Raw genomic sequence first — 23,925 nt, 5'->3', positions numbered from 1 at the left:
GTTGCCCGTGCTGGGGCTGCTGACGGCGCCGGCAGCGCTGCTGTGGCGGTACCGGGGCGGTGGCTGCCCTGATACGGCCGAGGGCGGTGGCTGCCTTGATACGGCCGAGGGCGGTGCCCGGCCCGACGGATCGTCGGTCGGACACCGCCCACAGGGGTGGGCCGCCGTGCTGGCGGCCGCTTCGGCTACTGCTTCAGCGCGGTGTAGGCCTCGGGGCTGCTGTCCCGCAGGAACTCCCAGCAGCGACCGGCCTCTTCGGTCTCCTTGATGGAATCGGCGGCCCGGGCGAGTGCGGCCAGGCAGCGCAGGAATCCGCGGTTGGCCCGGTGCTCCCACGGGATCGGACCGTGGCCCTTCCAGCCCGCCCGGCGCAGCGCGTCCAGGCCGCGGTGGTAGCCGGTGCGGGCGTAGGCGTAGGACTCGACGACCCGGCCCTCGGTGAAGGCGTCGTCGGCCAGCATCGCCCAGGCCAGGGAGAACCACGGGTAGTCCGCCGCGAGCTGGGTGGGCGACGCGGACTCCTCGGCGAGCCGGCGGTAGGGCTCGGGCTCCTCGGACAGCAGCGTCGGGCCCGGGCCCGAGAGCAAGTTCTTCCGTTCAGTCATGGTTCCCAGTCTGCCAGCTGGCCCCGAGCGAACGGGAGCGCCCGTGGGCGGTGACCCACGGGCGCTCGTGCCGTGCGGTGACGGCCTGGTCGGTCAGCGGCTGCAGAGGTACAGCAGCTGGGCGCCGGCGTTGCTCACCGATTGACCGTAGTCACCGGGAGCCACCGGGGCGCAGGTGCTGCGGACCCAGGTGGTGATGGCCGTGGTCGGACCGGAGCTGCCGCCCCGGCCGCCGAAGCCGCCGGTCGAGCCGAGCAGGACGTACCGCAGCTGACCGCTGCTGACCAGCTGCTGGAACTGGGCCAGGGACGGCGAGGGCACCTGTCCGGTGAAGCCGCCCATCGGCATCACCTCCTTGCCGGTGGCCAGGATGTACGGCGAGGAGGCGCTCCAGCTGGTGGTGGCGAACAGGTAGCGGGCACCGTCGGCGTGGGCCTCGGTGTAGTCGAGGATCTGCTGCTGAGCCTTGGTCAGGCTGGTGCCGCCACCGCCGAACTGGCCCATGCCGCCGCCCATGCCGCCGCCCGCCATGCCGGGGAACTGGCCCGCGGCGCCGCCCGCCTGGGTGCCACGCCCGCCGCCGGACCGCCCGGTGGCCGCGCCGCCGCCCCAGGCGCCGGCCGTGCCGCCGCCGCCCCAGGCGCCCGCCGTGCCCGCGCCGCCGCCCTGGCCGCCGCGGCCCGGGGTGCGGCCCTTGGCGCCGCCCGCCGCGCCGCCGCCGAAGCCGCCGTGGGCCGCCTGCGGCCCGACCGTGCCCATGCCGGAGTTGCCGTACTTGGAGTCCAGTACCGAGGCCGCCCAGGCACCCGGCGCGAGCAGCATCGCGAAGAGCGAGGCGATCAGGCCCACCGTGGCGATCCGCAGCCGGCCCAGCCGGCGCTCGCCGAACCGGGTGCTGCGGGCCAGGCCCAGCAGCGCCAGCGCGAGCACGCCGAGCGCGAGGGTCGCGGGGGTCAGCCAGGGCAGGAAGGTGGGGTAGAGGTGCGCCAGGTAGGCGGCCCAGCCCGCGGTGGCCGCGACCGCGACCGGCAGCGCCCAGGCCCTGCGCCCGCCGGCCTTGAAGGCCTGCCAGAGCAGCACGATGCCGGCGCCGCTGAGCGCGGCCAGCGGGGTGGCGATCACGCCCATGTAGTAGCTGTGGCCGCCGACGCTGCCCGCGCTGAAGACCAGGAAGAAGGTCGCCAGCCAGGTGCCCCACATCACGTAGCCGGCCCGCAGCGTGTCACCGCGGGGTTCGCGGCGGCGCCAGGCGAGTGCGCAGAGCAGGGCGATCGCGGCCAGCGGGTAGAGCCAGCCGGTCTGCGGGGCGAACTGGGAGCCGAACATCTTGGTCCAGCCGCCGTCGCTGCCGCCCGGACCGCCGCCGCCCTTGTGGCCGCCGCCACCGGGACCCTGCTGGCCCGCGGCAGGAGCCTGTCCGGCCGCTGCGTTCTGTCCGGCCGCGGTGCCCTGTCCGGCCGCGGCGTTCTGCGCGGTCGAGGCGCCCTGGGCGGCCGTTGCGCCCTGGCCGGTACCGGCGTTCTGCTGGCCGGCGCCGGAGGCCGCACCGGCGCCCGTCGCCGCGCCGCCCGAGCGGGTGGAGCCCGCCTTGTGGGTGCCGCCGGCGGCCGGATCCGTCGTGTCGGCGGTCGTGTTGCCGCCCCACATGATGCCGCCCTGCCCGGAGGTCACGCTGCCGGTCTCGCCCGCGTTGAGGCCCACCGAGGTGAACCGGTTCAGGAAGTTGTAGCCGACCACCATGCTGAACGCCGAGTTGTTGGTGGTCCCGTCGATGTAGGGCCGGTCCTGCGCCGGCGTCACGGTGGCCAGCAGCACCCAGGAGGCCGAGACCACCAGCGTGACCAGGCCGGCCAGTCCGATGTGGGCCAGCCGGCGGCGCAGCCTGGTCGGCGCGGCGATCAGGTAGACGGCGGCCAGCGCGGGCAGCACCGCCCACGACTCCAGCATCTTGGCCTGGAAGGAGAGCCCGACCCAGACCCCGGCCAGCAGCAGGGTGCGCAACCGCGCGGTGGCCGCGGCGCGCTGCGCGGCGTCGGCCGCCAGCAGCAGCAACAGGGTGAACAGCGGGTCCTCGACGGCGGTGCGGAACAGGCCGGCCAGCACCGGGGTCAGGGCGAAGGCCGCCGCCGCGAGCAGCGCGGCGTTGGCGCCGGCCCAGCGCCGCACGGCGCGGTACAGGACCAGGACCGACAGCACCCCCTCGATGGCCTGCGGCAGGGTCAGCGCCCACGGGTGGAAGCCGAAGATCCGGGCGGAGACCGCCTGCGGCCACAGGAAGCCGGGCAGCTTGTCGAGGGTGATCGTGTTGGCGGGGTCGTAGGAGCCGAAGACGAAGGCCTTCCAGCTCTCGGTCATGCTCCGCACGGCGTCGGCGTAGAAGGAGTGGTAGGTGCTCTGCCCGATTCCCCAGAAGTAGAGGAGTCCGGCCACGGCCGCGATGCCGAGCAGGGCGGGTCTGGCGTAGGCCGGCTGTCCCTCGGGCGAACGCCACGGGGCTCTGCGGATCGGCCAGTTGCTGGAGGTGTTCAGCTCGGGGGCGATCGGTAGCACGCTGGTAGCCATGCGTGACAGCCTTCGGCGCATCTATGAGAAGAACCTGACAGACCACGCATTTCGGCGAAATCCTGACCGGGAGCTGAGCAAGATTTTGCCGTCCGGCCTCTTGGCTTTCAGGAACGAGGGCGCTTCTCCCAGCGAAGTCTCATCATGCGTGAGCCCCGGTCGGCGGGTGCCGGACCGGGGCTCACGGGGTGCCGGTGCGGGCCGTCGGTCCCTCAGGACGGGCGGACGGCCGCGGGCGGGGTCACTTCAGGCGGGTGCCGGCCGAGCGCAGCGCCTTGGTGGCCTCGACCACGCGGGCGGCCATGCCGGCCTCGGCCAGCTTGCCCCAGGTGCGCGGGTCGTAGGTGTTCTTCTTGCCGACCTCGCCGTCGACCTTCAGGACGCCGTCGTAGTTGCGGAACATGTGGTCCACGACCGGGCGGGTGAAGGCGTACTGGGTGTCGGTGTCCAGGTTCATCTTGACCACGCCGTTCTCCAGCGCGGTGGCGATCTCCTCGTCCGAGGAGCCCGAGCCGCCGTGGAAGACGAAGTCGAACGGGTCCTTCTTGCCGTACTGCGCGCCGATCGCGTCCTGCAGCTCGCGCAGCAGCTCGGGGCGGAGCACGACGTTGCCCGGCTTGTACACGCCGTGCACGTTGCCGAAGGAGGCGGCCAGCAGGTAGCGGCCCTTCTCGCCCAGGCCGAGCGCCTCGGCGGTGCGCACCACGTCGTTGACCGAGGTGTAGAGGTTGTCGTTGATCTCGTGCGAGACGCCGTCCTCCTCGCCACCGGTCGGGGTGATCTCGACCTCGAGGATGATCTTGGCGGCGCGGGCCTGGGCCAGCAGCTCCTCGGCGATGGCCAGGTTGTCGGCCAGGGTTTCGGCCGAGCCGTCCCACATGTGCGACTGGAAGAGCGGGTTCAGGCCCTTGGCGACGCGCTCGGCGGAGACCGCCAGCAGCGGGCGGACGTAGCCGTCCAGCTTGTCCTTGGGGCAGTGGTCGGTGTGCAGCGCGATGGTGACGTCGTACTTCGCGGCCACGATGTGGGCGAACTCGGCCAGCGCGACGGCGCCGGTCACCATGTCCTTGCTGTGCTGGCCACCGAGGAACTCGGCACCGCCGGTGGAGATCTGGATGATGCCGTCACTCTCCGCCTCGGCGAAACCGCGCAGCGCCGCGTGCAGGGTCTGCGACGAGGTGACGTTGATGGCCGGGTAGGCGAACTTGCCCGCCTTGGCCCGGTCGAGCATCTCGTTGTAGGCCTCGGGAGTTGCGATAGGCATGCGAATCCGCTCCTGTCGGGGGGTGTTTTGTGCGCCACGGCCCGGACGCGCCCGGACGCCTGTGCCATCCTCCCAGACTCGTCGGGCGGCTTCATCTCCGTGCTCGCCAGTCGGGACAGAAGCCGTGGCGTTTGCGGACGAAAGGTATGGTCCGGGCAGGTCACGGGCGGTATCCGGGGATTTCGACGGCCTCCCGGGCGCCCCGCCGCGCCCGCTCGGGCCCGGTCGCCGGGGCCGGGCATTCAAGCTTGTGGCCACCCGGCCGCGCTATCCTGCGCCGGTGACTACCACCACCGACCTAGCGGTCAATCTCCTTGATGCCAAGTCGCTGATCAGCTCGGTCGGGACGGTTGGCCTGCTGGCGATCATCTTCGCCGAGACCGGTCTGCTGATCGGCTTCTTCCTGCCGGGCGACTCGCTGCTGATCCTGGCCGGCGTGGCCGCCTCCTCGGCCGCCGCCAAGGCCTTCGGGCCGGGCGTGCAGATGCCGATCGCCGTGCTGCTGATCGGCGCGCCGCTCTGTGCGATCGCGGGGGCGCAGCTGGGCCACCTGATCGGCGCGCGGGTGGGCGGCAGGCTCTTCGACCGGCCGGATTCCAAGATCTTCAAGCGCGAGTACGTGCAGAAGGCCGAGGAGTACTTCACCAAGTTCGGGCCGGAGAAGGCCGTGGTGATGGCCCGCTTCATCCCGATCGTGCGGACCTTCCTCAACCCGGTGGCCGGCACGCTGGAGATGCCCGCGCGCACGTTCTTCATCTGGAACGCGGTCGGCGGCGTGCTGTGGACCGAGGCGATGCTCAGCATCGGCTACTTCTTCGGGGACTCGATGGCCCCGGTGATCGACAAGTACCTGATCCCGGCGATGGCGCTGATCATCCTGCTGTCGATCTCGCCGATCCTGCTCGAGGTGGTGCGCGACCGGAAGAAGCGCAAGGCGGGCGGCGCGGCCTACGCGGCCGAGTCCGAGTCCGAGGCTGAGGCCGAGGCGCTGCAGAGCGGCGGCCGGCACCGGCGCGGCTGAGCACCCGACGCCCGTCCGTACGACGGCGCCCCCGGCCCTGGCGAAGGGACGGGGGCGCCGTCGTGTGCCGGGGATGTTTCACGTGAAACATCCCCGGGGCCGGCTCAGGCCAGGTCGAGGTCCTGGGCGGTGAAGACGGTGTAGTACGGCAGGCCGGCGGCCTCGATCGCGGGGGCGGCGCCGCGCTCGACGATCACCGCGACGCCCACCACCTCGGCGCCGGCCTCGCGCAGCGCCTCGACGGCGGTCAGCACCGAGCCGCCGGTGGTGGAGGTGTCCTCCACGGCCAGCACTCGGCGGCCCTTGACGTCCGGGCCCTCGATCCGGCGCTGCAGGCCGTGCGCCTTGCCGGCCTTGCGGACCACGAAGGCGTCCAGCTCACGGCCGCGCGCGGCGGCGGCGTGCAGCATGGCGGCGGCCACCGGGTCGGCGCCCAGGGTCAGGCCGCCGACCGCCTCGTAGTCCAGCTCCGCGGTGGCGTCCAGCAGGACCCGGCCGACCAGCGGTGCGGCCTGCGCGTCCAGGGTGATCCGTCGCAGGTCCACGTAGTAGTCGGCCTCGCGGCCGGAGGAGAGGATGACCTTGCCGTGCACCACGGCCTTGGTCTTGATCTGCGCCAGCAGGGCGTCGCGGTCGTTGCTCGGGGCGGTGGTCGGCTCGTTGCTCATGGACAGCCAGTCTAGGGCCCGCCCCGGGTGTCAGCCGGTCAGCGCCCTGGGGGTGGCAGCCGGTCAGCGCCTGCGCAGGGCGCGGGCCACGATGACCGCGCCGCCGAGCAGGGCGACCCCGCCGCCGATCATCCACGGCGTGCTGAGCCGGCCGGCGGCGCGGGCCGCCACCGGGGCGGCGGCGTGCTGGTCGCCGTACCAGCGGCTGGCGGCGCGGGCCCGGGCGCTGCGGGCGGGCAGCGTCGGGGCGTAGCGGCCGCGCGGCGGGGCGTGGTCCACCTCCTCGGCCGAGCGGCCGACGATGCTGCGGCGGACCGGGCCGGCCAGCAGGTCGTCCGAGCCGAGCGGGTCCTCGACCGCGCGCGGGTAGCCGTAGGGGACCTCCAGCCGGGCGGCCGGATCGAGCGGCTCGGCGGCGGTGTCGGGGTCGGCCGGCTCGCCTTCGGCGGGCTCGGAGGCCTCCTCGGAGCCCGCGGCACCGGCCTCCAGGGGCTCGTCCGCGTCGGGGGAGCTGAAGGCGATCAGGCCGGAGAGGTCGTCGGCGAAGAGGTCGTCGGGCAGCTCGTCCGGGATGTCGTGCGACCCGGAGCCGGGGGTGGCGGCCGGGGGCTCGTCCGAGGCGGCGCCGCTGTCCGCGTCGTCGGCCGCGGCGGGCGCCTGGTCCGATTCGTCGCCCTCCTCGTCGGGCACGACGGTGAGGATGGGGGCGTGGGCGCCGCCCAGCTCGACGGCGAGCGCGGCGGCGAAACGGTCGAGCAGGCGCTGCCCGGTGGTCGCGAGGGTCTCGTCGTCGATCTCGGCGAGCCGCCCGCCCGGAGTGAGGTCGCCGCTGAAGCGCAGCAGCGCGCCGTCGGCGCCGTCCGGCTCGACCCGCAGCCGCACGGTGGCCAGCACCTCGCCGTCACCGCGCGCCTCCTGGCCCTCCAGGAAGGCGGTGAGCAGGCCCGAGCCGCCGCTGCGGATCAGCGAGACGACGCCGCGGTAGGTGATGGTGGAGCCGCCGATCCGCAGCCGCAGCCGGCCGTTGATCTCCTCGGGGCCGCCGGTGGCGGAGCGCTTGGCGCCGGTGCGCCGCTCGGGCGCGTCGGAGGCATCGGTGCTCAGGCCGGGGACGCACCGCGCGAGCAGCGCGGGGTCGGCCAGGGCGGGCTGGACGAGTTCGGCCGGCAGCTGGATGACAACCTCATGCTCCATGCCTGTGAGCCTACTGTCGTCGCGCACCCGTGGGGGCTCCGGCCCGGTGCCGACACCGAGCGGGTCCGCCGGGAGGGGGCCGATGCCCTCCCGGCGGCCCCGACCGGCGCAACGTCCCCGCAGGCCCGCCGACCGGATCGTCGACCGGATCGCCGACCGTCCCCGCGGCCGGGCAGTGGTCAGCGGTGGTCAGCGCGGGTGCAGCAGGGTGCTCGGCGGGGGCAGCGGCCGGGGCCGGTCGGCGGTGAGCGCGGCGGCGGCTGCGGTGAGCTGCCCGACGGTCAGCGAGCGCGGTGGCGGTGCGTCCGGGGCCAGCGCGAGGACCGGCCGCTGCTCGTGCGCGGCCAGCAGCACCGCCGCGAGGTCGCCGCTGCCGGCCGGGTCGCAGGCCGGTCCGCGGCCCGGCACCGGGAACGGCACGCTCCACAGTCCCGCCGCCCGCAGCCCGGCCGCCACCGTCCACAGGCCGGGGCCGGCGGGGGCCGGCACCGCCAGGCGACCGCCGGGGGCCAGCCGGGCGGCGGCCAGCTGGTAGAACTCGCTGGCGTGGTACTCGCTGCGGGCCGCCCGTTCGGGCGCCGGCAGGTCGGCGAGCACGGCGTCGAAGCGCGTGGCGCCGCCGTCCTGGCGCAGCCAGGCCAGCGGATCGGCGGTCACCACCCGCACCCGGGGGTCGGCGAACGCGTGCCCGCTGAGCGCGGCGAGCGCCGGATCGGTGCGGGCCAGGGCGGGCAGCGCCGGATCGGCGGTGACCACCAGGACGGTGCGCACCCCGCGGTGCCGCAGCACCTCGCGCAGCGCCAGCCCGTCGCCGCCGCCCAGCAGCAGCACCCGGCCGTCCCCGGCGCCCGCCAGCGCGGGGTGCACCAGGGCCTCGTGGTAGCGGTACTCGTCCTGGCCGCAGGCCGCGAGCCGGCCCGCGAGGTAGAGCCGCAGCGGTGGCGCCCCGGCCTGCGCGGTCTGGGTGGCCTGCTCGGTCGGTGCGGTCGGTGCGGTCGGTGCGGTCTGCGGGTTGCGCGGGGCCGCCGGCGTCAGGGCGGTCGCCGGGTCGAGGCGCGGCGGGCCGCCGGTCAGCACCAGCTCCCCGTAGCGGCTCTGCACGGCCTGCCGCAGCGGGCCGCCGTAGAGCGCGTGCCGGGCGGCGCGCTCGATCGCGCCGCTGCACGCCGCGGCCAGCGCCAGGGCGGCCAGCACGGCCCCGCAGCCGGTCCAGAGCAGCCCCTTGGAGCGGGGGCCCGGCTCCTCGCGGAAGAGCCAGAGCACCACCGCCGCGCCCGCCAGCGCGTTGACCGCCCCGGTCAGCAGGGCCCCGGCGGCCTGCCCGAGCAGCGGCAGCAGCACGAACGGGAAGGCGAGCCCGCCGACCAGGGCGCCCACGTAGTCGGCGGCGAACAGGTCGGCGGCGGCCCGCCCGGCCTCCTCCCGGCGGATCCGCTGCAGCAGGGTCATCAGCAGCGGGATCTCGGCGCCGATCAGCATCCCGATCAGGCAGGTCAGCACGACCAGGGCGAGCTGGTCGCGGCCGAGCCAGGCCCAGCAGCTGTAGAGGGCGAGCACCGAGAGCCCGCCGAACAGTGCCAGCGCGCACTCCACCAGCGCGAACGAGGTGGCGGGGCGGTGGGTGAGGCGCTTGGCGGCCAGCGAGCCGAGGCCCATCGCGAAGACCATCACGGAGAGCACCACGGAGGTCTGGGTGACCGGGTCGCCGAGCAGGTAGCCGCCGAGCGCGACCAGTTCCAGCTCGTACACCAGCCCGCAGGCGGCGCAGACGAAGGCGGCCAGCAGGACCAGCAGCCGGGTCAGCCGGGCCCGGCGGGCGCACAGCGGACCGGGGGCCCGGGGCCCGGGGGAGCCCCAGGCGTGATCGTCCGTTCGGCCGCGTGCGGACGGGGGGCCGGCGGTGGGGCGGCCGGCGGCCTCCCGGGGGCCGCGGTCGCCGCGCGGGCGCAGGTGGACCCGGGGGCCGGGGTGCCGCGCCGGGCCCGGCTGGGTCTCGGACCGGCGGTCGGCGCCGGTCCCGCGGTCGGGTCGGTCCCGGCGCGCGGGCAGGGACCGGCGCGCGGGCAGGGACCGGCGTGCGGGTTCGGGCTGGGCGCGGAGCTCGGTCGGGTCGCGGCCTTCGGACCGGGTGCGGGCCCGGGCGAAGCGGCCGTTGACGGGGCCGCGGGCGCGGGACCTGACCCGGACGGTGCGTGGCCGGACCCAGCCTCTGGCCGTGGCGCCCCCGAGGACCGGGGGAGGCCCGTCGACCGGGGAAGGTCCGTCACGGTCGAGGCCGCGCTGGGAGGGCGGGTCCGCCGGCTGGTTGATCACGAAGAAACGCTAGGCGACGCATGCCGCGCATAGGTGTACTCGTCCGAGGGATAGCGCTCCGGTTTAAGTTGACGGATCGTCACGGTGTTCGGGGATTTCGAGGGGCTTTGGTGCCGCTTCGATGCTTCGCTCGGTCACGGAACGGTGGGACGGGCCATGGCGCAGCGCCCGCCGGCGCGCGGGGCGGTGGCCGTCAGCTGGCCGCGCACCACCAGCGAGGATCGGGTGCAGACCAGTCGGCCCTCCTGCGGATAGGCGTGCCAGGTGCGCCAGAGCACCCGCTCGGCGCTGCCCTGGGCGACCAGGGCGGTGAACGCGCTCGGGTCGCCCGGGAAGACCCCGGCCAGGCCGCGCGGGTGCTCGTCCACCAGGGCGAGGATCTCCTGCGCCCGGGCGGCGAACACGTGCGGCGGCAGCGACTCGATCCGGGCCGCGAACTCGTACTCCCAGCCAGCGACTTGCTCGGCCACCCGGGCCGGCAGCGGGGTCCGCCGGCCCGGCATGCAGGCCACCGTCTCCAGGCACTCGCCGGGGCCGGCCGTGATCACCACCTGGTGCGAGGCGCCCAGCAGGCGCAACTGCAGGGTGCCCGCGGCGTTGCCGCCCGCGCTCGTGGTCCGGGTGCTGCCGCCGTTGCCGGCGGAGCCGATCGCGGTGGCCGCGCTGCCGAGGGTGCCGCGGGCGGCCGTGCCGTAGCGGCTCGTGCCGTCGGTCAGGCCGTCCGGCCCCGGCAGCGTCAGGTCGCGCACCGCCAGGGCGGGCAGCGGTGCGCCGCCGAGACACCAGGCCAGGTCACCGGCGCGGGTGTCGGTATAGGAGGTCTGCAGTGTGGTGAGCATGCTGGCTCCGCATTTCAGCTCCGTACGCGCCCTGCGCCGTGCAGCGTCCGACTCGGCCGAAGGCGAGGAGGTTCGTGGCTGTGCGGTCCGAGACGCGGCCGACCGTGGAAGGAAGGATTCCGGCTGGAGATTCAGCAGCAGAGAAGCACGAATTCTCCGGGTCCGTCAGGGATTTACCCATTCTTGTTGCACATTCACCGTTCTGGGCGTAGTGCCTGGTCAGGTCTGACCGGACCGGTGAACGAGATTGCTCGCCACGCGCCGTCCGGGTCGGGGCGCGCGCCCCTCGGGCCGGTTGCGCGCCGGTGCCTCGGCCGGCGGCTCTGCGATGGTGCGAGGACGGGGGAGGGAGGGGCCCGTGCGCCTCTGTACGAGGGTACGTGCGTCTGTACGAGCCCGCGCGCGTCAGTGCGACCGGTGCCAGGAACCAGGTGTCCGGGACCGGTCCTGTCGTCCCGGCGCGCCACGCAGGAATCGCTTGGATAAATCGGTTTGGCGAATTGGCGGACCGTGGTTCCATGAGGACGCATGACAGAGCCATCTCGTCCTTGGGACGTGCCGCAGCAGCCCTCGCTCACAGGGCTCGAAGAAAAGTGGGCGCGACGCTGGGACGAGGCGGGGGTATTCCGTTTCGACCGGACCAGGACCCGCGCCGAGGTCTTCTCGATCGACACCCCGCCGCCCACCGCCAGCGGTGAGCTGCACGTCGGCCACGTCTTCTCGTACACCCACACCGATGTCATAGCGCGCTACCAGCGGATGCGCAGGCGTGAGGTCTTCTACCCGATGGGCTGGGACGACAACGGCCTGCCGACCGAGCGCCGGGTCCAGAACCACTACGGCGTGGCCTGTGACCCGACCCTGCCGTACGATCCGGACCTCACCCTGCCCGAGCACCCCGGAAAGCGCCAACTCCCCATCTCCCGGCAGAACTTCATCGAGCTATGCGAGCGTCTGACGCAGCTCGACGAGCGGGCGTTCGAGGAGGTGTGGCAGCGACTGGGCCTCTCGGTCGACTGGACGATGACCTACCGGACGATCGGCGAGGCGGCCCGGGCCGCCTCGCAGCGGGCGTTCCTGCGCGACCTGGCCCGCGGTGAGGCCTACCTCGCCCAGGCGCCGACCCTGTGGGACGTGAGCTTCCGCACCGCGGTCGCCCAGGCCGAGCTGGTCGACCGTGAACGCCCGGGCGCTTTCCACCAGTTGCGCTTCACCGGGCCGGACGGGCGGCCGATCGAGGTCGCCACCACCCGGCCCGAGCTGCTGCCCGCCTGCGTGGCGCTGGTCGCCCACCCGGACGACCCCCGGTACCGGGAGTTGTTCGGCAGCGTCGCCACGACCCCGCTCTTCGGGGTCGAAGTCCCGGTGCTGGCGCACCGGTTGGCCGATCCCGAGAAGGGCGCCGGGATCGCCATGGTGTGCACCTTCGGTGACACCACCGACGTCATCTGGTGGCGCGAACTGCGGCTGGACACCCGGCCGGTGATCGGCCGCGACGGACGGTTCGCCGCCGAGCCGCCGGCCGGCCTGGAGTCGCCGCGGGCCGGTGCGGCGTACGCGCAGCTGGCCGGCGCCACCGTGCACACCGGGCGCGAGCGGATCGTCGCCGCGCTGCGGGAGAGCGGCGAACTGGTGGGCGAACCGCGGCAGATCAACCACAGCGTCAAGTTCTTCGAGCGCGGGGACAAGCCGCTGGAGATCGTCACCACCCGGCAGTGGTACCTGCGCAACGGTGGCCGCGACGACCGCCTGCGCGAGGAACTGCTCGCCCGGGGAGCCGAGTTGACCTGGCACCCGGCCCACATGCGGGTCCGCTACGAGGCCTGGGTGAGCGGTCTGAACGGCGACTGGCTGATCAGCCGGCAGCGGTTCTTCGGCGTCCCGTTCCCCGTCTGGTACCCGCTCGACGCCGACGGCGAGCCCTGCTACGACCGTCCGATCACCCCACCGGAGTCCGCGCTGCCGGTCGACCCGAGCAGCCGGACGCCGGACGGCTACCGGCCCGAACAGCGCGACCAGCCGGGCGGGTTCACCGCTGACCCGGACGTGATGGACACCTGGGCCACCTCCTCGCTCACCCCGCAGATCGCGGCCGGGGAGCGCGATCCCGACCTGTTCGCCCGGGTCTTCCCGATGGACCTGCGCCCGCAGGCCCACGAGATCATCCGGACCTGGCTCTTCTCCTCGGTGGTGCGCGCCCACGGCGAGCAGCACGAGCTGCCCTGGCGGCACGCCGCCATCTCCGGCTGGATCCTGGACCCGGACCGCAAGAAGATGTCCAAGTCGGTGGGCAACGTCGTCACGCCGGCCGGACTGCTGATCGAGCACGGCTCGGACGCCGTCCGCTACTGGGCCGCCAGCGGCCGTCCCGGCACCGACACCGCCTTCGACACCGGTCAGATGAAGGTCGGGCGCCGACTGGCCGTCAAGCTGCTCAACGCGGGCCGCTTCGCGCTCGGCTTCGGCACGCCCGGCGCCACCGCCCGGATCACCGAGCCGCTCGACGCGGCGCTGCTGGCCGAGCTCGCCGCGCTGGTCGAGCGGGCCACCGCGGCGCTCGACGCCTTCGACTACACCCAGGCGCTGGAGCAGACCGAGCGCTTCTTCTGGACCTTCTGCGACGACTACCTGGAGCTGGTCAAGGCCCGCGCCTACGGGGACGCCTACGGGGACGGGGACGGGGGCGAGGCCGGTGCGGCGGGCGCCGAGTCGGCCAGGGTCGCGCTCACCACCGCGCTCTCGGTGCTGCTGCGGCTCTTCGCGCCGTTCCTGCCGTTCGCCACCGAGGAGGTCTGGTCCTGGTGGCAGCCCGGCTCGGTGCACCGCGCCGCCTGGCCGACCGCGGCCGAACTGCGCACCGCGGCCGGCCCCGGCGACCTCGATGCGCCGCCCGGTGAGCTGCTGGCCGTGGCGGGCCAGGTGATCGCCGGCGTCCGCAGGGCCAAGTCCGAGGCCCACCGCTCGATGCGCACCGAGGTGTCCCACGCCGTCGTCCACGGGCCGGCCGAGGCACTGGCGGTGCTGACGCTGGTCGTGGACGACCTCCGCTCGGCGGGCCGGATCGCCCGCCTGGAGACTGTGGAGGCCGTCGATGCCGGCGAGTTGGCGGTGACGGTGACCTTCTGAGCCCGGCCGGGCCAGGGAGCCTGTTGCCGACGGGGCGCATCGAATAGCGGGAAGGCGACCGGCCCCGCACCCCGCCCGGGGTGCGGGGCCGACTGCTACCAGGTGGACCAGGCCATGCTCCAGCCGCTCAGGCCGTTGTCCGGCTTGACCTGCTGGCCCACCGAGTGCTTGACGATCACCACGTCGCCGATCATCGAGTCCGCGAAGAACTTGCCGGCCACCGAGTTGTCGTCGCCCTGATCGGTGTCCGGCAGCCCGATGCAGCCGTGGCTGATGTTGGAGTTGCCCGCGGCGGCGACGGCGGCGGGGTTGCCGTGCACGTAGGAGCCGCTGTCGGTGATCTTCAGGCCGTGCGGCTCGTAGACGTCGTAGGCCGCGCCCTTGATGTTCGTGGTGCTGGAGTCCATGTGGACCATCCGGTCCTTCTCGAAGACCACCATGGTGCCGTTCCACGAGGGGTTCTCGTCCGAGCCGGCGGTCACCTTGATGGTCTGCGTCGGCACGCCGTCCTCCTGGACGGTCATCGTGTGCGCGGCGGCGTCCGCCGTGCTGATCTTCGAGCGGCCGATGGTGAAGGACTCGTCGCGGTCACCGGCGCCGTAGACGCCGGGGGCCAGCTCCACGTTCGAGGTGCGGTAGTGCACCGTCACCTTGGTGCCGGTCTTCCAGAAGGTCTGCGGGCGCAGGTCCAGCCGGTTGTTGCCGAACCAGTGCCCCTTGACCTCGCTGCCGTCGGAGGCCTCCACGGTGATCGCCTTCTCGGCGGCGGCCGTGTTGGTGACGGCCTTCGGGAAGGTGACGCTGATGATCATGCCGACGCCGTACGTGGGGTTGTTGTCGGCGAGGTTGTCGGTCGGACGGTCCGTCTTGCTCGGGGTGAGCGTGCTGAAGGAACTGGTCGTGGTGGTCGGCACGCCGTTCGCGTCGACCGCCTTGGCGCTCACCTGGTACGCCGTGCCCACCGCAAGGGCGGCCGAGGGGATCCAGCTCGTACCGTCGGTGGCGAGCGTGCCGTCCACCGGCTTGCCGTTCGGGCCGGTCACCGCCACGTCGGTCAGCTTGCCGCTGGCGACCGAGACCTTCAGCGCGCCGTTCGGCGCCGCGTCCTTGGTGCCGTCCTTGGGCTCCACGTCCACCACCGCCGCCGAGGGCTTGGCGGTGGGGCTGCTCTGCGCCGCCGCGGTGCCGCCGCCGTTCGGCGCGGCGTTCGACTTGCCGCCGCCCGAGCTGTCGGGCCCGCAGGCCGCTGTGAGCACCAGGACGCCGCCCAGCAGCAGCGCCGCTCCGGCCCGCCGGCCCGCCCGGCCGGTGCGCCGCCAGGACGCCTCGCCGGTCGTCCGCCCACCCCTGGACCCCGCCCACATCGACCGCATCGCTCTTCTCCCCTGTCCGTCCGGTGACTGTCCGGCTCGGTCTATCTGACGCTCTGCAGGGGTGAAAGTGTTGTGCAGGAAATAGGACTGTCACAGAATCAGGACATTAACCGGGCAACGGAGGAGCAGCCCGGTGGGTGCGCGGCGCGGCGGCGGTGGCGAACCGGTCCTGCCAGAGGCGCCCGAGTCGGCCTCGGCGAGGCCGGTGGCGAGCGGCATGCGTACCGCACGGTTAACGCTGCGGTGTACGAACACTGCACAGCGTATTATCCACCGAGATAGGCCCGGGGGGGCTGGGCCCAGGACGGTGCGGACGGGACCCGGCCAACCAGAACTTCGGCGGCCACGAGATCCCGACAGACTCGGGCGTCGGCCACTCCGACTACTGGAACAAGGGGCAGTCCCTGGACGCCATGGGTCAAATCATCTCCGGGCGGTGGTGAGCATGAGCAGGATGCGGATTGTTGCTTCCGCAGCCGTGGTGATGGCGGCGCTGACCTCGTGCTCGCTCAGTGACCAGCAGTTGAAGCCGACCATCACCAAGGACCAGGCGGCCCAGCAGGTCAGGTCGTACGACGCACAGGTCCGGACCGCCCTGCTGGGCAAGCCTCAGACATCGACCCGGGAGCCGTTCAGCAGCGAATGCGAGACGGACGACGTCACGGGACCGAAGGGACGGGTCCAGCTCAGCCTGGACACGGTGGTTGCGGCGAACCATCCCGAAGGCAACCCTGCGAGGAGAGCGGAGACGCCAGCCGGACGCTCACGCTCTCCGTCGCCTCGCCGTGCGTCTGGCCCCACGGCACCTCGGGGCCCGAGATGCCGCCGTCGTAAGCGGGCCACGGCTGCGTGCCGCTGGTCAGAGGCGCCCGAGCCGGTTCACCGCCTCCTGGAGCACTTCGTCCTTCTTGCAGAAGGTGAAGCGGACCAGGGGGCGGCCGGCGTCGGCGTTGTCGTAGAAGACCACGTTGGGGATGGCGACGACGCCGCAGCGCTCGGGCAGGGTGCGGCAGAACTCGATGCCGTCCTTCTCGCCGAGCGGGGTGATGTCGGTGGTGATGAAGTAGGTGCCGGCCGGCTCGAAGACGCGGAAGCCGGCCGCGGACAGGCCCTCGGCGAGCAGGTCGCGCTTGCGGCGCAGGTCGGCACGGAGCTCGGTGAAGTAGCTGTCGGGCAGGCGCAGCGCCTCGGCGACGGCGTACTGGAAGGGGCCCGCGCTGACGTACGTCAGGTACTGCTTGGCGGTGCGGACGGCGGCGACCAGGGCCGGGGCTGCGGTGACCCAGCCGACCTTCCAGCCGGTGAAGGAGAAGGTCTTGCCGGCCGAGGAGATGGTGACGGTGCGCTCGCGCATGCCGGGCAGGGCGGAGATGGGGTGGTGGGCGCCGGTCAGCACCAGGTGCTCGTAGACCTCGTCGGTGATGACCAACAGGTCGTGCTCGACGGCGAGTTCGGCGATGGCGGCGAGTTCGGCGGGGTCGAGGACGAGCCCGGTGGGGTTGTGCGGGGTGTTGATCAGGAGCAGCCGGGTGCGCGGGGTGATCAGCGCGCGCAGCTCGTCCAGGTCGGGGCGGAAGTCGGGCTGGCGCAGCGTCAGCGGCACGCGCACCGCGCCGGCCATCGCGATGCAGGCGGCGTAGGAGTCGTAGAACGGCTCGAAGGCGATCACCTCGTCGCCGGGTTCGAGCAGGGCCAGCAGCGCGGCGGCGATGGCCTCGGTGGCGCCGGCGGTGACCAACACCTCGGTGTCGGGGTCGTGGGTCAGGCCGTAGAAGCGCTGCTGGTGCTCGGCGATCGCGGTGCGCAGCTCGGGGATGCCGGGGCCGGGCGGGTACTGGTTGCCGCGCCCGTTCAGCACCGCGTCGGCGGCGGCCCGGGCGATGGCGGCGGGCCCGTCGGTGTCGGGGAACCCCTGGCCGAGGTTGATCGACCCGGTCGCGGTGGCCAGCGCGGACATCTCCGCGAAGATCGTCGTGCCCATGCCCGCCAGTCGGCGGTTCAGCAGCGGCCTCGTGCCCATTGCGGCTCCTCACAGCTCGTCGTCGGACCCATCCTCTGCCGGAGGTCGGGCACCGGACAAGCACCGGCGGAGCCGGGAACGGGCGCAGCCGGCCCGCCACGGGGGCGGACCGGCTGCGTCGGGTGAGGCTCTGGGCTCAGTCCTCGGTGTCGGGGGCGTCCTCGCCCTCCTCGCCGTCGATCTCCTGCTGCAGGCCGAGGCGCTCGACCATCCACTGCTCGAAGCCCACGGCGGCCTGGGTCCAGTTGGCGGTGGTGGTGACGAAGTAGTCCAGGTTGACCCCGGTGCCCACGATCATCTGGGACTCGCCGATCAGGCGGACCACGCCGTCCTCGTGCGTGTGGGTGTAGACCTTGGGCCAGAGGGTCTCACGGTTCCACTCGTCGATCAGGTCCTGGATCTCGCCCTTGCGCTCCAGCGGGTAGGAGCGGTCGTAGAAGGAGCGGACCGCGAAGAGCTCCTTCTGCTCGCCACGGAACATGTAGTAGACCCGGAAGCCGTCCCAGGGGGCGGTCAGGTCGCCCTCCTCGTCCACGACGTGCTTGAGCTGCATCCGGTCGAGCAGCTGGGTCACCAGGGCCTGGTCCGGAACCACGATCGGCGGCGGCCCGGCCGGCTGGTCGCCACCGGGCTGGGGCTGCGGCGCGCCGAAGAACGGGATCGACGACGGGTCAACGCTCACGGGAGGTCCCTTCACAGTGCACGAGGGTGGCTGGTGATCTGGGGCCGCCCTTCCATGTCTCCATCCTGCCTCATCCGGCGCCGCGGGCACAGGCCGTCCAGGGCCCGGAAGGGGCCGCGGTGGCACCCGGTGCCCTTCGGGGCACGGGTGGTGCCCGGCCCGGCCGCCGGGCGCCCGGTTCCGGCTGCCCGGCGGCCCTCCGGGGTCAGCCGGCGGCGACGGTGAGCCGGTCGTTGGCCTCGTCGCGGTCGACCACCACGGTGTCCCCGTCGCGCACCTGGCCGGAGAGAATCGCCCTGGCCAGCTGGTCGCCGATCGCCGACTGCACCAGGCGGCGCAGCGGCCGGGCGCCGTAGGCCGGGTCGTAGCCGGTGAGCGAGAGCCAGTCGCGGGCGGCGGGGGTGACGTCCAGGGTGAGCCGGCGCTCGTGCAGCCGTCCGGCCAGCCTGGCCACCTGGAGGTCGACGATCCGGCTCAGCTCGGCGGAGCCCAGCGGGTCGAAGACCACGATGTCGTCCAGCCGGTTGAGGAACTCCGGCTTGAAGGCGGAGCGGACGCTGTCCAGCACCAGCTCCTTCTTCGCGGCCTCCGGCACGGTGGGGTCCACCAGGTACTGGGAGCCGAGGTTGGAGGTGAGGATCAGGATCACGTTGCGGAAGTCGACGGTGCGCCCCTGGCCGTCGGTGAGCCGGCCGTCGTCCAGCACCTGGAGCAGCACGTCGAAGACCTCGGGATGGGCCTTCTCCACCTCGTCCAGCAGCACCACGCTGTACGGGCGCCGCCGCACCGCCTCGGTGAGCTGGCCGCCCTCCTCGTAGCCGACGTACCCGGGCGGGGCGCCGACCAGTCGGGAGACCGAGTGCTTCTCGCCGTACTCGCTCATGTCGATCCGCACCATCGCGTGCTCGTCGTCGAAGAGGAAGTCGGCGAGCGCCTTGGCGAGTTCGGTCTTGCCGACGCCGGTGGGGCCGAGGAAGAGGAACGAGCCGGTGGGGCGGTCCGGGTCGGCGATGCCCGCGCGGGTGCGGCGCACCGCGTCGGAGACGGCCTGCACGGCGGTCTGCTGGCCGATCAGGCGCCGGCCCAGCTCCTCCTCCATCCGCAGCAGCTTGGCGCTCTCGCCCTCGAGCAGCCGGCCGGCCGGAATGCCCGTCCAGGAGCCGACCACGTCGGCGACGTCGTCGGGGCCGACCTCCTCCTTGACCATCGTGGCGCTGGCGTGCTCGTCCTCGGCGCGCTCCTGGGCCTCGGCCAGCTCGGCCTCGGCGGCCGGGATCTCGGCGTACTTCAGCTTGGAGGCCTGCTCGAAGTCGCCGTCGCGCTGGGCGCGTTCGAGGCTGCCCTGCAGACCGTCGAGGCGCTCCTTGAGCTCGCCGACCCGGTTGAGGCTCTTCTTCTCCTGCTCCCAGCGGACCGTGAGACCGGCCAACTGCTCCTGCTTGTCGGCCAGATCGCGGCGCAGCCGGGCCAGGCGCTCCACCGAGGCGGGGTCGGTGGCCTTGTCCAGGGCCAGCTCCTCCATCCGCAACCGGTCCACCGCGCGCTGGAGTTCGTCGATCTCGACGGGGGAGGAGTCGATCTCCATCCGCAGCCGGGAGGCCGCCTCGTCGATCAGGTCGATCGCCTTGTCGGGCAGGAAGCGGGCGGTGATGTAGCGGTCGGAGAGGGTGGCGGCGGCCACCAGCGCGGCGTCCGAGATCTGCACCTTGTGGTGCGCCTCGTAGCGGCCCTTGAGGCCGCGCAGGATCGCGATGGTGTCCTCCACCGTGGGCTCGCCGACCAGCACCTGCTGGAAGCGGCGCTCCAGGGCCGGGTCCTTCTCGATCCGCTCGCGGTACTCGTCCAGCGTGGTGGCGCCGACCATCCGCAGCTCGCCGCGGGCCAGCATCGGCTTGAGCATGTTGCCCGCGTCCATCGCCGAGTCGCCGCCGGCGCCCGCGCCGACCATGGTGTGCAGCTCGTCGATGAAGGTGACGACCTGGCCGTCGCTCTGCTTGATGTCGTTCAGGACGGCCTTCAGCCGCTCCTCGAACTCGCCGCGGAACTTGGCGCCGGCCACCATCGCGCTCAGGTCGAGCGAGACCAGCCGCTTGCCGCGCAGCGACTCGGGGACGTCGCCGGCCACGATCCGCTGGGCCAGGCCCTCGACCACGGCCGTCTTGCCGACGCCGGGCTCGCCGATCAGCACCGGGTTGTTCTTGGTGCGCCGGGAGAGCACCTGGACCACCCGGCGGATCTCCTGGTCGCGGCCGATCACCGGGTCGAGCTTGCCGTCCCGGGCGGCCTGGGTGAGGTCGGTGCCGTACTTCTCCAGCGCCTTGTAGGTGCCCTCGGGGTCCGGCGAGGTGACCCGGGCGCTGCCGCGCACCTCGGTGAAGGCGTCCAGTAGCGCCTTGGGCGTGGCGCCCTGGCGGCCGAGCAGCTCGGCGACCTGGCCGCCCTCGGCGGCCAGGCCCACCAGCAGGTGCTCGGTGGAGACGTAGGCGTCGTCCAGCGCCTCGGCCCGGCGCCCGGCGTCCTCCAGGACGGCGAGCGTGTCGCGGCCCAGCTGCGGGGCGGCGACGGTGGAGCCCTGGGCGCTGGGCAGCGCCCGGAACTGCTGGCGGGCGCCGGCCATCAGCTGGGCGGCGTCCGCGCCGACCGCGTCGAGCAGCGGACGGGCGATGCCCTCGGGCTGCTCCAGCAGGGCGAGCAGGATGTGCACCGGCCTGACGTCCGGGTTTCCCGCGCCGCCGGCCTGCCGGATCGCGGCGGACAGGGCTTCCTGCGTCTTGGTGGTGAACTTGCTCGCGTCCATGGCCACTGGTCCTTGCTCCTCCTGCTGTGCAGCTGCTCGGTCGGTTCCAGGCTGCTAGCCATCACGGCTGTCAGCTAAGTTGAGTCTAACGCGCTCAGGTTTTCTTGGTAAAGCCCAACAGGTCGCGCGCCGGCCCGGCGGGACGCCGTCCGGTGGGCCAGACGGCACGCAGCGGGCGGCGCAGGTCCAGGCCGCTCAACGGCACCTCGACCAGCCGGCGGGTGGCCAGCTCGTCGGCCACCGCCAGCTCGCTCAGGCAGACCGGTCCGGCGCCGGTCATCGCGGCGGCCTTCAGCGCCGTGCTGGAGTCCAGTTCGAGCAGCGCGCTCGCCCGCGCCCCGCACCCGGCCAGCGCCCGGTCCAGCACCTCGCGGGTGCCGGAGCCCGGCTCGCGCAGCACCAGCGGGGTGGCGGCCAGCTCGGCGCCGGTGACCGGGGTGCGGCGCCGGGCCCAGGGGTGGCCGGGGGAGACGACCACCACAAGCCGGTCGGTGGCCACCACCGTGCCGGTCAGCCCGGCCGGCGTGCGCGGACCCTCGACGAAGCCGAGGTCCGCCTCGCCCGCCAGCAGCCGCTCGGCCACCGCGGCGGAGTTGGCGGTGCGCAGGGTGACCACGGTCTGCGGACGGGCGGCGGCCAGCGCGAGCAGCCAGCCGGGCATCAGGTACTCGGCCACGGTGAGGCTGGCCACCACCCGCAGCCGGGCGTCGCGGTCCTCGCGCAGCGCCGAGATCCCGGCGTCCAGCGCCTCGGCGGCCTCCACCACCTGGCGCGCCCACCCGATCACCAGCTGCCCGGCGGGGGTGGGCCGCGAGCCGCGCGGCGAACGCTCCAGCAGCGGGACGCCGAGCTGACGCTCGACGCCCTGGATCCGCGCGCTGGCGGCGGGCTGGCTGATGCCCAGCTCGGCCGCCGCCCGGCCCAGGCTGCCGTGCCGGGCCACCGCGAGCAGCAGCTCCAGCGCGCCGAGCTCGGGGACCCGGCTCGAGAGAGTCATAGGTCCAGGTTATGTCCACATAGGGCGCGGGCGGCTACCGGCCCGCGGCGGGGCGGCACAGGGTGGGGGCATGGCTACCGTCACCGTCGCACCCGACCAGACCGAGACCGCCGCCGACCGGGCCACCACCGGCCGACCGCGCTGGGATCTGGGCCAGCTCGGCCCCAACTGGTACGCCGCGGTGATGGGCACCGCGATCGTGGCCAACGGCGCCGTGGCGCTGCCCTACCGGCTGCCGGGCCGGCTCGTCCTCGCCGAGGCCGTCTGGGCGCTGGCCGTGCTGGCGCTGCTCGCCCTGGTCGCGGCCCGGCTGGTGCACCTGACCCGGCACCGGGCGGCGGCCCGCGAGCAGCTGGTGGTGAACCCGGCCACCGCCGTCTTCTACGGCTGCCCGCCGATGGCGCTGCTCGCGGTCGGCTACGGGACCCTGGCGGTCGGCGGCCACCTGATCGGCACCGGCCCGGCGGCGGCGCTCGACCTGGTGCTGTGGAGCCTCGGCACCCTCTACGCGGTGCTGGTGGCGGCCGGCATCCCCTACCTGATGGTCACCCGGCACGAGCTCTCCGCACTGCGCGCCAACCCGACCTGGCTGCTGCCGGTGGTCGCCCCGATGGTGTCGGCCGCGCTCGGCCCGGCGCTGCTGCCGCACCTGCCCACCGTGCTGCGCCCCGGGCTCTTCTACGGGTGCTACGCGCTCTTCGGGGCGAGCCTGCTGGCCATCCTGGTGCTGCTGCCGGTGGTCTTCGCCGGCCTGGTGCACAGCAAGCTGCCGCTGCTGCTGACCCCCTCGCTCTTCCTGGTGCTGGGCCCGCTGGGCCAGTCCACCACCGCCGCCGGCAACCTGGCCGATGCCGCCCACGCGGTGGCGCCGCGCCTGGCCGGGGCCGCCTTCGGCCTCGCGGTGCTCTACGGGGTAGCGGTGACCGGCTTCGCGCTGCTCTGGCTGCTGATCGCCGGCGGTGCCAACCTGCGGGCGCTGCGCGGTGCGCGGATGCCGTTCGCGATGACCTGGTGGGCCTTCACCTTCCCGGTCGGGACCTGCGTGACCGGCGCCGCGGGCCTGGCCCGGCACACCGGCCTGGCCGGCTTCGGCTGGCTGAGCGCGGCGCTGTACGGGCTGCTGCTGGTGCTGTGGGCGGTGGTCGGCGTGCGCACGGTGCTGGCGCTGGTGGGCGGCCGGCTGCTGCGCGCGGCGTGAGCCGTCAGCGGCCCGGAGCCGGCCGGAGCGGCCGCTCGGCGCAGCAGCCCGGCCACCCTCGCGCCCGCCGGAGGCGACTGGCAGTATGGCAGCGGACAGTCAAAGGCCGGTGACGCGCTGGCACCGTGACGGGTGGTGGCGGCAGGGGGAGTGGTGCGGATGTCGCGGGCGGAGGCAGGTGTCCTGCCGGCGGATCTCGAACTCGACCCCACTGCCCGGGCCCTCTACCTGGAGGTGGTCGCCCAGGGCGGCTGGGTGAAGTCCGCCGAGGTGCGCCCGGTCGACCGGCCCGCGCTGGTCCGGTTGCTGGAACTCGGCCTGGTGCGCGGCCTGCCCGGCGGCACCTTCTACTCCGCGGTCAGCCCGCGCGCCTACCTGGGCCGGGCGACCTGGACGCTGCGCCACCGGGCGGCCGGGCTGCTCGAGCGGGCCGAGGAGCTGCCGGCGGTGCTGGACGAGCTGGCCCAGGCCTACGACGCCGCGCCGCGCTGGATCGACCGCACCGGCACGGTGGAGACGGTCCAGGACCGGGACAGCATCCGGCACCGGATCGCCCAGCTGGTCGCCGACGCCGAGACCGAGATCCTCACCGCGCAGCCCGGCGGCGACCGTCCGCCGGACCACCTGGCCTGGGCGATGGCCCAGGACGTCCCGTTCCTGCGGGCCGGTGGCGCGATGCGCACGCTGTACCAGCCGGTGGCCCGCACCGATCCCGCGACCAGTGCCTACGCCGCCGCCGTCACCCCGTACGGGGCGCGGATCCGGGTGCTGGACGAGGACTTCCAGCGGATGCTGATCTTCGACCGGCTGGTGGCGGTGATCCCCGCTTCCGCGGACATGGGCAGTGCGGCCTTCGTCTGCGACCCCACCGCCGTCGAGCTGCTGGTGGAGCTCTTCGAGCGGGACTGGCAGCGGGCCGAGCGGGTGGCCTGGGGCGCGCCGCACGCCGTCCCGGACAGCAGCACGGTCACCCACCGGATCGCCCGGCTGCTCGCGGGCGGGCTGAGCCGGCGCGGCATCGCCGGCCGGCTGGGCCTGAGCGAGCGCACCGTGGCCGGGCACCTGGCCCGGCTGCGCGAGGAGTACGACGCGGAGACGCTGTTCCAGCTGGGCTGGCTGATGCGCGGCGCCGGCGAGCGCGGCGGGCCGGGCGGCGGGCGGGACGACGTCGAGGCGGGGTGACCCCGGGGCGGGGTGACATCGGGGCGTGTATCCGGGCGCGCGGGCGGTCCGCACGCTGCACGATCACGCAGCTGCTGGAATGCG

Annotated in this window: 17 protein-coding genes; 4 read left to right on the top strand and 13 right to left on the bottom strand. The window is 73.8% G+C overall.

Going from position 1 to position 23,925, the window contains the following annotated elements:
• Nucleotides 1–185 precede the first annotated feature (185 nt).
• The 3 genes from OG500_RS19460 to fbaA all read right to left on the bottom strand — a co-directional run bounded on the left by OG500_RS19460 (nt 186) and on the right by fbaA (nt 4,431).
• On the bottom strand, nt 186–605 hold the full coding sequence (locus tag OG500_RS19460; RefSeq protein WP_327067929.1) for a DUF3151 domain-containing protein: 420 nt from the start codon (nt 603–605) through the stop codon (nt 186–188).
• 93 nt (nt 606–698) lie between these two features.
• A complete protein-coding gene (locus tag OG500_RS19455; protein ID WP_329582021.1) occupies nt 699–3,167 on the bottom strand; it encodes an ArnT family glycosyltransferase in 2,469 nt (822 codons plus the stop codon).
• Between the two features lie 241 nt (nt 3,168–3,408).
• Nucleotides 3,409–4,431, bottom strand: coding sequence for a class II fructose-bisphosphate aldolase (gene fbaA, locus OG500_RS19450; protein ID WP_327067927.1), 1,023 nt, complete (start codon nt 4,429–4,431; stop codon nt 3,409–3,411).
• A gap of 280 nt (nt 4,432–4,711) precedes the next feature.
• Here fbaA and OG500_RS19445 point away from each other — a divergent pair, with 280 nt between their 5' ends.
• Nucleotides 4,712–5,452, top strand: a complete 741-nt coding sequence (locus OG500_RS19445) for a DedA family protein (protein ID WP_329582018.1) — start codon at nt 4,712–4,714, stop codon at nt 5,450–5,452.
• Nucleotides 5,453–5,556: 104 nt separating this feature from the next.
• On the opposite strand, the gene pyrE is transcribed toward OG500_RS19445, so the two are convergent.
• The 4 genes from pyrE to OG500_RS19425 form a co-directional block, all read right to left on the bottom strand.
• Nucleotides 5,557–6,120 carry an orotate phosphoribosyltransferase gene (gene pyrE, locus OG500_RS19440; RefSeq protein ID WP_327067925.1) on the bottom strand — a complete coding sequence of 188 codons (564 nt, stop codon included), beginning with the start codon at nt 6,118–6,120 and terminating at the stop codon, nt 5,557–5,559.
• Between the two features lie 63 nt (nt 6,121–6,183).
• Nucleotides 6,184–7,314 carry a hypothetical protein gene (locus OG500_RS19435; RefSeq protein WP_327067924.1) on the bottom strand — a complete coding sequence of 377 codons (1,131 nt, stop codon included), beginning with the start codon at nt 7,312–7,314 and terminating at the stop codon, nt 6,184–6,186.
• Between the two features lie 189 nt (nt 7,315–7,503).
• Nucleotides 7,504–9,138 (bottom strand): spermidine synthase, encoded by a 1,635-nt coding sequence (locus OG500_RS19430; RefSeq protein ID WP_329587634.1) that lies wholly within the window; start codon nt 9,136–9,138, stop codon nt 7,504–7,506.
• Nucleotides 9,139–9,761: 623 nt separating this feature from the next.
• Complete coding sequence (locus OG500_RS19425; protein ID WP_327067923.1) at nt 9,762–10,466, bottom strand: DUF2617 family protein; 705 nt, start codon at nt 10,464–10,466, stop codon at nt 9,762–9,764.
• A 528-nt stretch (nt 10,467–10,994) separates the two neighbouring features.
• Between OG500_RS19425 and valS the strand changes: the two genes are divergently transcribed.
• Nucleotides 10,995–13,592 carry a valine--tRNA ligase gene (gene valS, locus OG500_RS19420; RefSeq protein WP_329582013.1) on the top strand — a complete coding sequence of 866 codons (2,598 nt, stop codon included), beginning with the start codon at nt 10,995–10,997 and terminating at the stop codon, nt 13,590–13,592.
• A 95-nt stretch (nt 13,593–13,687) separates the two neighbouring features.
• Here valS and OG500_RS19415 read toward each other — a convergent pair whose 3' ends face one another.
• From OG500_RS19415 to OG500_RS19390, 6 genes are all read right to left on the bottom strand, one after another.
• Nucleotides 13,688–14,965 (bottom strand): L,D-transpeptidase, encoded by a 1,278-nt coding sequence (locus OG500_RS19415; protein ID WP_329582011.1) that lies wholly within the window; start codon nt 14,963–14,965, stop codon nt 13,688–13,690.
• A 423-nt stretch (nt 14,966–15,388) separates the two neighbouring features.
• On the bottom strand, nt 15,389–15,571 hold the full coding sequence (locus tag OG500_RS19410) for a hypothetical protein (protein ID WP_327067920.1): 183 nt from the start codon (nt 15,569–15,571) through the stop codon (nt 15,389–15,391).
• A 253-nt stretch (nt 15,572–15,824) separates the two neighbouring features.
• Entirely contained in the window at nt 15,825–16,985 is a 1,161-nt protein-coding gene (locus tag OG500_RS19405; protein ID WP_329582006.1) for a pyridoxal phosphate-dependent aminotransferase, read from the bottom strand.
• 136 nt (nt 16,986–17,121) lie between these two features.
• Complete coding sequence (locus tag OG500_RS19400; protein WP_327067918.1) at nt 17,122–17,667, bottom strand: YbjN domain-containing protein; 546 nt, start codon at nt 17,665–17,667, stop codon at nt 17,122–17,124.
• A 205-nt stretch (nt 17,668–17,872) separates the two neighbouring features.
• On the bottom strand, nt 17,873–20,464 hold the full coding sequence (gene clpB / locus OG500_RS19395) for an ATP-dependent chaperone ClpB (protein WP_327067917.1): 2,592 nt from the start codon (nt 20,462–20,464) through the stop codon (nt 17,873–17,875).
• Between the two features lie 94 nt (nt 20,465–20,558).
• Nucleotides 20,559–21,461, bottom strand: coding sequence for a LysR family transcriptional regulator (locus tag OG500_RS19390; protein WP_327067916.1), 903 nt, complete (start codon nt 21,459–21,461; stop codon nt 20,559–20,561).
• 70 nt (nt 21,462–21,531) lie between these two features.
• On the opposite strand from OG500_RS19390, the gene OG500_RS19385 reads away from it, so the two are divergent.
• A complete protein-coding gene (locus OG500_RS19385) occupies nt 21,532–22,659 on the top strand; it encodes a TDT family transporter (protein WP_329582003.1) in 1,128 nt (375 codons plus the stop codon).
• 159 nt (nt 22,660–22,818) lie between these two features.
• Nucleotides 22,819–23,841 carry a LuxR family transcriptional regulator gene (locus OG500_RS19380; protein ID WP_329582000.1) on the top strand — a complete coding sequence of 341 codons (1,023 nt, stop codon included), beginning with the start codon at nt 22,819–22,821 and terminating at the stop codon, nt 23,839–23,841.
• Nucleotides 23,842–23,925: the final 84 nt, after the last annotated feature.

Origin of the sequence: Kitasatospora sp. NBC_01250, from assembly GCF_036226465.1 — a bacterium.
In the GTDB taxonomy this organism is placed as follows: Bacteria; Actinomycetota; Actinomycetes; order Streptomycetales; family Streptomycetaceae; genus Kitasatospora.
Note: the sequence above shows the minus strand (reverse complement) of the source record. Positions and strands in the feature narration are given on the sequence as shown.

Coding starts and splice junctions, on each gene's coding strand:
- OG500_RS19460 (WP_327067929.1), bottom strand. CDS start 605: ATGACTGAACGGAAGAACTTGCTCTCGGGCCCGGGCCCGACGCTGCTG.
- OG500_RS19455 (WP_329582021.1), bottom strand. CDS start 3,167: ATGGCTACCAGCGTGCTACCGATCGCCCCCGAGCTGAACACCTCCAGC.
- fbaA (WP_327067927.1), bottom strand. CDS start 4,431: ATGCCTATCGCAACTCCCGAGGCCTACAACGAGATGCTCGACCGGGCC.
- pyrE (WP_327067925.1), bottom strand. CDS start 6,120: ATGAGCAACGAGCCGACCACCGCCCCGAGCAACGACCGCGACGCCCTG.
- OG500_RS19435 (WP_327067924.1), bottom strand. CDS start 7,314: ATGGAGCATGAGGTTGTCATCCAGCTGCCGGCCGAACTCGTCCAGCCC.
- OG500_RS19425 (WP_327067923.1), bottom strand. CDS start 10,466: ATGCTCACCACACTGCAGACCTCCTATACCGACACCCGCGCCGGTGAC.
- valS (WP_329582013.1), top strand. CDS start 10,995: ATGACAGAGCCATCTCGTCCTTGGGACGTGCCGCAGCAGCCCTCGCTC.
- OG500_RS19415 (WP_329582011.1), bottom strand. CDS start 14,965: ATGCGGTCGATGTGGGCGGGGTCCAGGGGTGGGCGGACGACCGGCGAG.
- OG500_RS19405 (WP_329582006.1), bottom strand. CDS start 16,985: ATGGGCACGAGGCCGCTGCTGAACCGCCGACTGGCGGGCATGGGCACG.
- clpB (WP_327067917.1), bottom strand. CDS start 20,464: ATGGACGCGAGCAAGTTCACCACCAAGACGCAGGAAGCCCTGTCCGCC.
- OG500_RS19390 (WP_327067916.1), bottom strand. CDS start 21,461: ATGACTCTCTCGAGCCGGGTCCCCGAGCTCGGCGCGCTGGAGCTGCTG.
- OG500_RS19385 (WP_329582003.1), top strand. CDS start 21,532: ATGGCTACCGTCACCGTCGCACCCGACCAGACCGAGACCGCCGCCGAC.
- OG500_RS19380 (WP_329582000.1), top strand. CDS start 22,819: ATGTCGCGGGCGGAGGCAGGTGTCCTGCCGGCGGATCTCGAACTCGAC.